Annotated in this window: 1 rRNA gene; it reads left to right on the top strand. The window is 55.3% G+C overall.

Features of this window, described 5'->3' with window-relative positions:
* Positions 1-185 precede the first annotated feature (185 nt).
* Positions 186-347 (top strand): 16S ribosomal RNA (locus C446_RS04090); the annotation flags it as partial.

Below are 347 nucleotides of genomic sequence, written 5' to 3' on the forward strand. Positions count from 1 at the left end.
TAGGAATACGTCCGAAGGAGATGAGGATTCCACCCCTGCGGTCCGCCGTACAGATGGGATCTGATGTTAGCCTCGACAGTTCGGTGACGCCTGCTCGGTCGCGAGTGGAGTCATCGAACGTGGACCATAGCAAGTGAGTGTGTATTATACATACTCCGCCAACCTCCCCCATTTGGGGGAAGAGCATTCCGGTTGATCCTGCCGGAGGCCATTGCTATTGGAGTCCGATTTAGCCATGCTAGTTGCACGGGTTGAGGCCCGTAGCAGATAGCTCAGTAACACGTGGCCAAACTACCCTCTGGAGCGCAATAACCTCGGGAAACTGAGGCTAATGGCGCATACGGCTC

The sequence above is a fragment of the Halobiforma nitratireducens JCM 10879 genome, assembly GCF_000337895.1.
GTDB lineage: Archaea > Halobacteriota > Halobacteria > Halobacteriales > Natrialbaceae > Natronobacterium > Natronobacterium nitratireducens.